Annotated in this window: 8 protein-coding genes and 1 tRNA gene; 5 read left to right on the top strand and 4 right to left on the bottom strand. The window is 47.8% G+C overall.

All coding sequences use genetic code 11. From position 1 onward, the window contains the following. From Q0R17_RS04705 to zwf, 3 genes are all read right to left on the bottom strand, one after another. Positions 1-603, bottom strand: a 603-nt coding sequence (locus tag Q0R17_RS04705) for a MurR/RpiR family transcriptional regulator (protein WP_293932594.1), incomplete at its 3' end; no start/stop codon positions are given. 84 nt (positions 604-687) lie between these two features. Beyond that, positions 688-1,389, bottom strand: a complete 702-nt coding sequence (gene pgl / locus Q0R17_RS04700; RefSeq protein WP_293932592.1) for a 6-phosphogluconolactonase — start codon at positions 1,387-1,389, stop codon at positions 688-690. A gap of 61 nt (positions 1,390-1,450) precedes the next feature. After that, positions 1,451-2,905, bottom strand: a complete 1,455-nt coding sequence (zwf, locus tag Q0R17_RS04695; protein WP_293932590.1) for a glucose-6-phosphate dehydrogenase — start codon at positions 2,903-2,905, stop codon at positions 1,451-1,453. 335 nt (positions 2,906-3,240) lie between these two features. Here zwf and edd point away from each other — a divergent pair, with 335 nt between their 5' ends. The 5 genes from edd (at position 3,241) to Q0R17_RS04670 (ending at position 10,724) form a co-directional block, all read left to right on the top strand. Next, the gene (gene edd / locus Q0R17_RS04690) at positions 3,241-5,067 is read left to right on the top strand and encodes a phosphogluconate dehydratase (RefSeq protein ID WP_293932588.1); all 1,827 of its coding nucleotides are present in this window, start codon (positions 3,241-3,243) and stop codon (positions 5,065-5,067) included. A gap of 84 nt (positions 5,068-5,151) precedes the next feature. Then, positions 5,152-5,775, top strand: coding sequence for a bifunctional 4-hydroxy-2-oxoglutarate aldolase/2-dehydro-3-deoxy-phosphogluconate aldolase (gene eda / locus Q0R17_RS04685; protein ID WP_293932585.1), 624 nt, complete (start codon positions 5,152-5,154; stop codon positions 5,773-5,775). A gap of 228 nt (positions 5,776-6,003) precedes the next feature. Then, positions 6,004-7,020, top strand: a complete 1,017-nt coding sequence (gene gap, locus Q0R17_RS04680) for a type I glyceraldehyde-3-phosphate dehydrogenase (protein ID WP_293932583.1) — start codon at positions 6,004-6,006, stop codon at positions 7,018-7,020. A gap of 1,246 nt (positions 7,021-8,266) precedes the next feature. Further along, on the top strand, positions 8,267-9,370 hold the full coding sequence (locus Q0R17_RS04675) for a porin (RefSeq protein WP_293932581.1): 1,104 nt from the start codon (positions 8,267-8,269) through the stop codon (positions 9,368-9,370). A gap of 283 nt (positions 9,371-9,653) precedes the next feature. Beyond that, positions 9,654-10,724, top strand: a complete 1,071-nt coding sequence (locus Q0R17_RS04670; protein WP_293932578.1) for a porin — start codon at positions 9,654-9,656, stop codon at positions 10,722-10,724. 153 nt (positions 10,725-10,877) lie between these two features. Here Q0R17_RS04670 and Q0R17_RS04665 read toward each other — a convergent pair. After that, a tRNA-Ser gene (locus Q0R17_RS04665) sits at positions 10,878-10,967 on the bottom strand. Between the last annotated feature and the right edge of the window lie 12 nt (positions 10,968-10,979).

Below are 10,979 nucleotides of genomic sequence, written 5' to 3'. Positions count from 1 at the left end.
GGCTCCTGCATCGCGGGCAATTTCTACTGAACGCAGTAAATCTAAAGTGCGGCCTGAGTTTGATACGGCAACCACCGCATCTCCTGGCCCAAGCATCGATGCGCTCATGCCGTGCATATGCGGATCGGTATAGGAAACGGTAGGTACGCCCAAGCGGAAAAACTTGTTTTGTGCATCAATGGCCACTGCGCCGGATTGCCCCTGACCATAGACTTCGATCTTTTTGGCATTCGACATAATGGTAATTGCACGTTCCAACACATCGGTGTCTAGCTCATTACGGCAACGGAGCAGATGCGAAATATTGTTATCAAATAATTTGCGTGCTAGATCGTGTGCAGAGTCATCGCGGCTGACCATGGAGTGCACATAAGGCACGCCAGAGACCAAGCTGCGAGTGAGCCGCAATTTAAAATCTTGCAGGCCAGAGCAGTTGAGTGAACGACAAAAGCGAATCACGGTGGGCTGTGAAACCAGTGCCAACTCGGCAATTTGGGCGATGGGGGCATTAGCAACCAAATTAGGTTGCTCAATGACTAATTCAGCCACTTTTCGTTCTGATTTGCTGAGGCTATCGAGTGCGGCCTTGATACGTTCGAGCATGTATTTTTCTCACTGTAGGGTGGGCATTCGCCCACGCAGAACTTTGACATCAACGCGTGGGCAAGGATGCCCACCCTACATCTCTTATGCGGCCCAAAATACCTGTTTGAGCCCCAAACATTTATCCAGCACACGGCGGATAGGAAATAGCTCTGTTTCGGCTTTTTGCTCAAGTAAAGCGTCTTGCAATAATGCTTTTTTACTATCACTCGTGATATGTACGATTACCGAGCGGGCTGCTGCCAAGGTGGGCAGTGTCAGCGTAATGCGCTGATGCGGTGCGGCTGGCGGGGTGACTGCCGCGCAACGTGCTGTTGAGGTACAGGCGGCTTCTAGCTCTGCTGCAGCAGGGAAAAGCGATGCGGTATGGCCATCGTCCCCCATGCCTAAAATCAATACATCAAGCGGAGCGGGCAGGGCAGCAAGGCGAGCTTCAATCGTGGCTTGCCCTTCATGGGCAGTTGGGGCACTGGAAACTTGTGAGATAAATGTGGCGTTAGCGGCTTTATCTTGCAGTAAATTTTCGCGGGTTAGGCGCTCATTACTATCGGCGTGATCGGGGGCAACCCAACGCTCATCGGCCAAGGTAATGGTTACTTTTGACCAATCTAGCTCTTTCACACGCAGCGCTTTAAACATGCCTGCTGGCGTTCTACCGCCAGATACCGCAATCCCTGCCTGGCCACGTGCAGCAATGGCCGCGCTTAATGCTTGAGCGATAAAGTCAGCCAATTGAAGATCCAGTTCATCTTTTGAGACAAATTCCTGCCAGGACAGAGACGACATGTAGTTACCTTTAATGATGATGAAAGAACGGGCCAGAAAACCGGCCCGCTTGTTACATTATTTACTCTTCTTCGTGCCAGCAAAGGCCATCACGGGATAGCAAGGCAGAAGATGCTGCTGGCCCCCAAGTGCCTGCAGTGTATGGCTTAGGGCCATCTGTGCTGCTTTCCCAGTTGTCAATAATAGGCTCCACCCAGCGCCATGCCGCACGTTGCTCGTCGCGGCGTACAAACAATGATAGATCACCACGAATTACATCTAGCAACAGGCGCTCATAAGCTTCTGGGCTGCGGGTCTTAAAGGTTTCTTTAAAATCCATATCTAGATGCACAGGACGCAAGCGGCCTTGATTACCAGGCTCTTTTGCCATCATATACAAGCGAACCGATTCATCGGGTTGCAGCTGAATCACTAAGCGATTAGGCGTGCTGGCGCTACGGCCATAAATGGAGTGTGGTGCTTCACGGAAGTTAATCACGATCTCAGCAAGACGCTCAGAAAGGCGTTTGCCGGTACGCAGATAAAACGGTACACCTGCCCAACGCCAAGTTTGAATCTCTGCCTTAAGTGCAACGAAGGTTTCGGTTTTGGAGCCAGCAGGCACATCTGGCTCGTCTAAATAACCAGGCACAGGTTTGCTTGCCACCGCCCCTGCACGATACTGACCACGTACTACTTTGGTGTGGACGTCTTCGGTAGAGAGCGGTTTTAAGGCACGTAAAATTTTGAGTTTTTCATCACGAACCGCATCGGCATCGATCGATGCTGGCGGCTCCATCGCAACGATGGTGAGCAGTTGCAAGAGATGGTTTTGCACCATATCGCGCAGCGCACCGGTTTTGTCGTAGAAATCCGCGCGGGATTCAACGCCAACTTGTTCGGTTACAGTAATTTGTACGTCGCGAATCCATTCTCTGCGCCAAAGTGGCTCAAGCAGGGTATTGGCAAAGCGCAGTGCCATTAAGTTTTGGACAGGTTCTTTGCCCAAATAATGGTCGATTCGATAAATTTGGTGTTCTTGGAAATATTCACCGACTTCATCATTAATTTTATTTGATGAGGCTAAATCGTGCCCTAATGGCTTTTCAAGCACTACGCGGGCATTGCCAGCGGCAAGGCCTACTTCGGACAGACTTTTGGAAATAGGCGCAAATAGATCAGGTGCGGTGGAGAGGTAAAACACGCGTACACGCTTTGGAAAGGCGTTTAGCGTATCGGCTAGCTTGGTGAATTCTGCAGGATGATTGGCATCCAATTGCAGGTATTCAATGCGCTCAGCAAACGAGGCCCAATCGGCATCGTTATAGTGCTTACCTAGGTAGCCAGTGGCTAGGGCATGCGCCTTTTTGAGGTAAGCGGCGGTATCAGGAACACTACGGCCCAAACAGACAATGCGCCCTTCTTGCGGCAGATTGCCTTCTTGATGTTGGTGGTACAGTGCCGGTAGCAACTTACGCATTACCAAGTCACCAGTGCCGCCGAACAGCACCATGTCGAAAGCGTCGATCTGAGTCATCCGCGAAAATCCTTTTACTTGAGTCGGTTTTTGGCCCTTGGCAGAACTGCTCTGCAAAACACAGTTGAGCCTACTTGGCGCGTAAGACTTTGTAATCTTACTACACAGCTAAATAGTGGCGCAAACGAAATTCGCCAAGGGCTGTTAATGATGGGGGTTAACACGTAGCGTAGAATGGTAACCCTGTGTAAATGTTGACTATTGATGCAACGCAACGAAATGGAAATTCCCAGTCGATGCGGTTGAAGTTATAGATGCTTTGTAGTAAAACTACGCTCAATTTTATAGAAATGTACGTGGCGTCGTGATGCCGCCGTAACTCGGAGCCCCTGTTTATGTCTGTTCATCCCAAGCTTGCTGAAGTCACCGCCCGTATTATTGCAAGAAGCCAAGGGCCTCGTTCACGTTATTTAGCCCGCCTTGAGTTGGCTGCGAGTAAGGAGCCATCGCGTAAAGGTTTAGCCTGTACAAATCAGGCTCATGCTTGGGCTGCTGCGCCAGAAAACGACAAAATTATGATGCGCGAAATGCGTCAACCTAATTTGGGAATTGTCTCTGCATACAATGACATGCTGTCGGCACACCAACCCTTTGAAACTTTCCCTGCTCTGATTAAAGAAGCTGTTCGCCAAGCGGGTGCAACTGCACAATTTGCGGGTGGCGTACCTGCAATGTGTGATGGGGTAACCCAAGGCCAGCCGGGTATGGAGCTGAGCTTATTTAGCCGCGATGTGATCGCAATGTCTACCGCAATTGGCCTATCGCACAATGTGTTTGATAGCGTAGTTTGCTTAGGCGTTTGTGACAAGATTGTACCGGGCTTATTGATTGGTGCTCTGCAGTTTGGTCATTTGCCAACGGTGTTTGTTCCCGCTGGGCCAATGACTTCTGGCATTGCTAATAGTGAAAAAGCCAAGGCGCGCCAATTATTTGCCGAAGGTAAATGTGGCCGTGAAGAATTATTAGCTTCAGAAGAAGGCTCTTACCACGGTGCGGGTACTTGCACCTTTTTTGGTACGGCCAATTCTAATCAAATGTTGATGGAAGTGATGGGCTTGCACTTGCCAGGTGCGGCCTTTGTAAACCCAAATACACCGCTGCGTGATGCCTTGACTGTTGCGGCAGCACAACGTGCGATTGCCATTACGTATAAGGGCGATGAGTTTACCCCTGTAGGTAAAGTGGTCGATGAAAAATGCATTGTGAACGGTATTGTTGGCCTGATGGCAACCGGCGGCTCAACCAATCACACTATCCATTTAATCGCTATTGCGCGCGCTGCGGGCATTATTATTGATTGGACAGATTTTGATGATTTGTCGGCGATTATTCCGCTGCTCGCCAAAATTTATCCCAATGGCTCGGCAGATGTAAATCACTTCCATGCCGCTGGTGGGATGGGGTTTTTGATTCGCGAGCTGCTGGATGCAGGTTTAATGCACGAAGACGTGCTGACCGTAGCAGGCAAGAGCCTGCGCCCTTACGCCAATGAGCCTTTCCTTGGCGAAGAGGGCAAGGCGGTATGGCGTGCTGCACCTACCGAGCCAGTGGATGACAATGTGGTTCGTCACGCCACTAATCCATTTAGCGCCGATGGTGGTTTACGTCTCCTCGCCGGTAATTTAGGTCGCTCCGTGATTAAAATTTCGGCTGTTAAGCCAGAAAACCGCAGCGTGCTTGCCCCTGCCATTGTGTTTAATGATCAAGACGATGTGCTGGCCGCATTTAAGCGTGGCGAGTTAGAGAAAGATTTTGTGGTGGTGCTGCGCTTCCAAGGGCCGCGTGCTAATGGCATGCCCGAGCTGCATAAGCTCACCCCAGTATTGGGCCTATTGCAAGATCGTGGCTTTAAAGTGGCGCTGGTTACCGATGGCCGCATGTCGGGCGCATCGGGCAAGGTGCCATCGGCGATTCATATGACACCCGAAGTATTAAACGGCGGGCCACTTGGCAAGGTGAGAAGCGGCGATATGATTCGCTTAGATGCCGATGCAGGCGTGGTTGAAGCCTTGGTTGATGCGGCCGAATGGGCTGCTCGAACCGTGGATACTGCAGATTTATCTGCGAACGAACATGGCATGGGGCGCGAGTTGTTCGCGACTTTCCGTGGTGCAGCAACCGGCGCAGAAGAAGGCGCGATCAGTATGGGCTTGGCTCATTAATTAAGTTGTACGTTGGATGGGGGGAGCTGCGTTTAACCCATCCTACTCATTTCATCATTTACTACAGAACAGGAAGAACGACCCATGCAAATTCGCGAAATCATGCGCTCTTGTCCGGTGATGCCGGTTTTGGTCATCGAGAAAGTAGAACACGCCGTACCCTTGGCCAAGGCCTTGGTTGAGGGGGGTATCTGTGTTCTTGAAGTGACTTTACGTACCGAAGCGGCTTTGGCTGCAGTGCGTGCGATTGTTGATAATGTGCCTGGTGCTATTGTGGGTGTGGGTACCGTGGTGCGTCCTGAGCAATTTGCTGAAGCGAAAGCGGCCGGTGCAGTTTTTGCCGTAACACCAGGCCTTACGCCTAAGCTAGCTGCTGCTGCTCGTGCTGCAAAAATTGAATTACTACCAGGCGTGATGACGCCTTCTGAAGCGATTGCTGCTTTGGAAGAGGGCTTTGATGCGCTGAAATTATTCCCTGCTGAACAAGCCGGTAGCTTAGGTATGCTTAAAGCCATCGGTGGGCCGCTGCCACAAATCTTATTCTGCCCAACTGGTGGTGTCAGCCTTGAATCTGCACCTAAGCTCTTGGCCTTGCCAAACGTAGGCTGCGTGGGCGGCTCGTGGCTGGCCCCTAAGGAAATGGTTGCAGCGGGTGATTGGGCGGGTATTACCGCTTTGGCCCGCGCTGCAGCAGCATTGGCTAAATAATTAAAACTTAGGGTGGGCACGGCTTTTGTACCTACGCGTAATGGCATGGCTCAATTCGCGTGGGCATAAAAATATGCCAGCCTTAAGATATGCATCAATATTTCACTATTTATAGGGAATAGCCATATCGTCAGCAAGACGACAGTTGGTTATGCTCTATATTCAATTTTTTATGCCTACCTACCCTAGGTAAGCGCTTTTTCTGATCTCACTGAGGAGCACCAGGCAATGGCAGCAATTCGTATCGCAATTAACGGCTACGGTCGTATCGGTCGCAATGTACTACGCGCTTTGTATGAATCTGGCCGCACTGATGAATTCCAAATTGTGGCAATTAATGATCTGGGCGATGCTAAAACCAACGCTCACCTGACACAATACGATACTGTGCACGGCAAGTTTGCTGGCAAAGTATCGGTTGATGGCGATTTCATGATCGTAAACGGCGATAAAATTCGCGTTTGCGCTCAGCGTAACCCGGCTGATCTGCCATGGGCAGAGATCGGCGTAGACGTGGTGATGGAATGTACTGGCTTTTTTGCTAGCAAAGCAAAAGCTTCTGCGCACATTACTGCTGGCGCGAAAAAAGTCATCATCTCTGCTCCTGGTGGCAGCGATGTAGACGCGACCATCGTATTCGGCGTAAACCATGACACACTGAAATCCACAGATACCGTGATTTCAAATGCATCATGCACAACCAACTGTCTTGCGCCGCTGGTTAAGCCATTGCACGATAAAATCGGTCTGGTTTCTGGCTTGATGACCACCATCCACAGCTACACCAATGACCAAGTTCTGACTGATGTGTATCACGAAGATCTACGTCGTGCTCGTTCAGCAACGCATTCGATGATTCCTGCTAAAACGGGTGCTGCCGCTGCGGTTGCACTGGTATTGCCAGAGTTGAAAGGCAAGCTGGATGGTTTTGCTGTGCGCGTGCCAACGATCAATGTGTCTTTGGTTGATCTGACTTTCACTGCTGCACGTGCAACAACAGTTGAAGAAATCAACCAAATCATGAAAGAAGCATCAGAAGGCGTAATGAAGGGCGTGTTGAATTACAGCGACCTGCCTTTGGTATCGATCGACTTTAACCATGATCCAGCGTCTTCCACTTACGATGCATCACACACTAAAGTGTCTGGTGGCACGCTGGTGAAAGTGCTGTCTTGGTACGACAACGAGTGGGGTTTCTCCAACCGTATGCTGGATACCACTAAGGCTTTGTGGAACGCAAAATAAGCGCCCATTACTGCTTGTGAAAAAATGCCCACAGCGATGTGGGCATTTTTTTGCCTGCTATTTTTGGGCTATGTAAAAAAATAAAAATCCCGTGCATTTAAAGCTTGGCACACTAGGCCTCTCTATAAGCGCTTCAAGTTCATCACGAGTTGATGCATAGCTAGCCAGCCTATCGTTGATTTATAGCTTTAGCTTAGGTCTTCCTGATTATGCCTCTTGCTCAATGAACTTCGTGTAGATGGATTTCTTGAGTGTTGGACGTGGTTTTTGAATGAGTAGGGCGGGTGAAACCCGCGAGCCATGCAGAAGAAATACGCGGGTTTCCCCCGCCCTACGATATTTATAATGAGATTAAGCAAGAGGCATAATTAGGTAGGTCTTTGTTGTCTTTGGATGCATGGGTTTGTCCTGGGCTTAAAACGGCCATTGCGCTTGCTTAGAAGTAGCGCACGCTGGGCTAGAAGGTAACTTGGACCTTCATGTGTGCTTTTGCTTGGGCGTAGTAGCTAGGTGGCAAATTCTTGAGCTTGCTAAGTAGCAAGCTGCATTTTAGATCGGCCCAAAAAGCGTCATCTCCGAGTGTTTTTATCGGGGATCCTAGTGTATCGCTGCACTTTCGCCTAAGCGGTTAGAGCGATCCTGATTTGCATCATGTTGAAAAACTTATTGCGGAGCACTTATACGATGTTTTTTTACATACTTTGGACTAATAGATGTTGCAGATCAACAACATCTGCTCTTGCTTAATGACGGAGTTTTATCATTTACCAACACAATTTTAAATGCCAAATGAATTTACCGGCTTTTTTTATTTCTATTTGTCATTACAGGTATGAAAATATTTTTAATTTTTTTATGGGTATTTCTTGATTTTCATATCAAATTTTTTTATTAATATCTTGGTAATTTTTGAATTTTTATTTGGTTTTATTTGTGAGATTTTTTTATTTTTAACCTGTATATGCGCGCTCGTTTATTAAAAATAAGGTTTATCCCTTAGTATAAGTGCCTTTTTTCTTTGTTGGTATTTTTACTTATAAGGGTTTGGTATTTTTACAGCAGAACAAAATTAATCGCTGTGTTTATATATGGGCTTCGGAGCACCTAGTACGCATATTTTATTTATTAGCAGATTCGTAGTGATGAATTAACTTTAAGTAAAGCGCGACAAGGTGATCTTTAAAATCATATGGATCCGAATTCACACGGTGAATTCGTGGCTCAACCAATATAAAGGAATTTCAGTATGTTTAAGCGCGTTCTTATCGCTACTGCCGTATCCGCAATGTTTGCAGCTCCTGCATTCGCTGACGTAACTATCAGCGGTTCTGCTGAAATGGACTTGATGTACAAGACCAACCAATCTGGTACAGACGGCAAGGGTAAAGTTGCTGAAGAAATCGCCGTTGTGATCAACGTAGACGGTACAGACAAACTGGACACTGGTGATACACTAAAATGGCGTCTGGCGCAAAAAGTAGCGACTCCAAGTCGTTACGATAGCTTCGGTGCACGTGAAGCTTGGATCGGTTACGAAACTAAGTTCGGTGAAGTTCGCTTCGGTAACCAGTTCTCTAACCAATACCTTGAAATGGATGGTTTCGCGAACAATGGTTCAGGCAATTTGTGGGCTGACTTTGGTTCGCAACAAGTTCAATACGCGAATGGCGTAAGCTACTTCTCACCTAAATTCAGCGGCTTTAGCTTTGCTGGTCAATATGATCTAGGTAACGGCCGTAACTCAGCCCGCGCTATGGAATTGACAGCGAACTACACTGGCTACGGTTTTAATGTTGCTGCTGGTGCTGCTGAAGCGAAGAACGGTAAAAGTGCCTCTTCTGACGCTGGTACATTTGGTAGCAATGGTAAGGGCTGGGGAAACTCAGGTGACTTCCTTGTAGGTACTAATGCAGAAAACAAACTGCGTACTTACAATATCGATGCTAAGTACAAGACTGGCGCATTTGATTTAGCTGCTGGTTACAAGCGTAACGAATGGAATGGCACTGTTAATTTGGCTGTAGCTGGCCAAAAAACTACAGTTGACCAATTCTTGGTTGCTGCTGGTTACACTATGGGCAAAAACAACTTCAACCTTGGCTATCAACGTGTGCAAGACAGCAAGACTGATGGCAATAAAGTTGATAACGGCATGAACGTTATTAACGCTCAGTACAACTACACACTGTCTAAGAACACTGTTGCTTTTGCACAAGTTCGTCATCACATGTTAGATACAGCTGGTAAAGCTAGTGTAATGAAAGCTGATACACAGCTTGATGGTTTTGCTATCGGTTCAGACAAGAAAAACGCAACACGTCTGATGGTAGGTACATGGACAGCGTTCTAATTTAGAACCTGCTCATAAGCAATACGTCGGCAATATGCTGGTGAGGCGCTTAGCCACTTAAAAAACGCCACGATGTAAATCGTGGCGTTTTTTTGTGCGTGCCAGCATCTGCGCCATTTATAGCAAATCGGTGTTGCGTTTGGGACACACAATGTTGCGGATATACGACGCAATATTGCGTGGGTTTGTACCTATTGAGTATTCTTGGCTGGTAGCACAAGCAATATATGCCTTGATGTACTGAAGTTAAAAAAATCAAATTCGCCTTTAGGAGAGATGAATTATGTTTAAACGTGCTCTGATCGTGGCTGCTGTTGCAGCTGCTTGCTCCGCTTCTGCTTACGCTGAAGTAACTATTAGTGGTTCAGCAGAACTGGATGTTATGTACTACAGCAATCAAACTGCTGATGGTAAGGGCAAATTTGCTATTGATACACCGGTTGTTCTGAATTTTGACGGTGTGGATAAGTGGGACAATGGTATGTCCACTATCTGGCGTATTTCGCAAAAGCCAGGCCCTGGCGGTAGCGATAAAGCAACTGCTCCAGTTGCATTTGGTACTCGTGAAGCTTACATCGGCGCTAAAGGTGGCTTTGGTTCGGTTAAGTTTGGTCGCATTTTCCAACAAACTTACCTGCAAAAAGACTGGCCTTACCTGACTGACGGTTCGGGCAACACTGGTGAAGACCGTGGTGTTGGCTCAAGCGCTTTCTTTGATAATGCGATTGGCTACGAAGGCACATTTGGTGCTGTTAACGTATTCGCATCTGCAGACTTAGGTAATGGTTTTACTGATAAAAAGAATGGTTCGCAAGGTTATGAATTAGGTGGTGGCGCAACATTTGGTGCTTTCCACATTGATGCATCTTACCTAGCTCAAAAGAACGGTGCTGCTGCTACTGACGGTAAAGTAGATTCAACAGGTAAAGTTACTGCAGGTACTGCAGCAGTGTCTGCATCTGGTTATGACAGCACATTCTTCGTGGGTGGCCGTGGTGCTTTTGGTCCTTTGACTTTGTCTCTGGACTGGGCGCATGACAAATATGATCGTACTGATGTTAAAGAAGACGCAATCCACGGTAAGGTTGGCTATAGCTTCAATGACAAACTGTCTCTGAATGCAGGCTGGACGCATATAAAGGATAATGGCGCCGGTGATAAAAAAGCTGATCAGCTAAGCACTCAGCTTGCTTACAATTTGTCTAAGAACACTATGGCATTTGTGCAGTATCGTTATATTAAACTGGGTGGTGCAGGTCTGAAGCCTGAGGGCTTCACATGGCAAGCACAAGGTATCGATAGCAGCAAAGACAGCATGCAACGTCTGGTTGTTGGTACATGGACAGGCTTCTAATCGTTTAAATTATTTAAACGAAATTAAAACCCCGCTTAGGCGGGGTTTTTTGCATTTGTTAAGTGTGTGTGGGGTGGGGGGTGGGTAGACATTGTACGTTGCCATAAACGAATAAAGCCCCTGATTTTCATCAGGGGCTTTATTTTTGAATCTTGGCGGAAGCGGTCGGATTCGAACCCACGGAGGACTTGCATCCTCGGCAGTTTTCAAGACTGCTGCCTTAAACCACTCGGCCACACTTCCTTTGTGTCTTTG

This window comes from Iodobacter sp., from assembly GCF_025352645.1.
Taxonomy (GTDB): domain Bacteria; phylum Pseudomonadota; class Gammaproteobacteria; order Burkholderiales; family Chitinibacteraceae; genus Iodobacter.
Note: the sequence above shows the minus strand (reverse complement) of the source record. Positions and strands in the feature narration are given on the sequence as shown.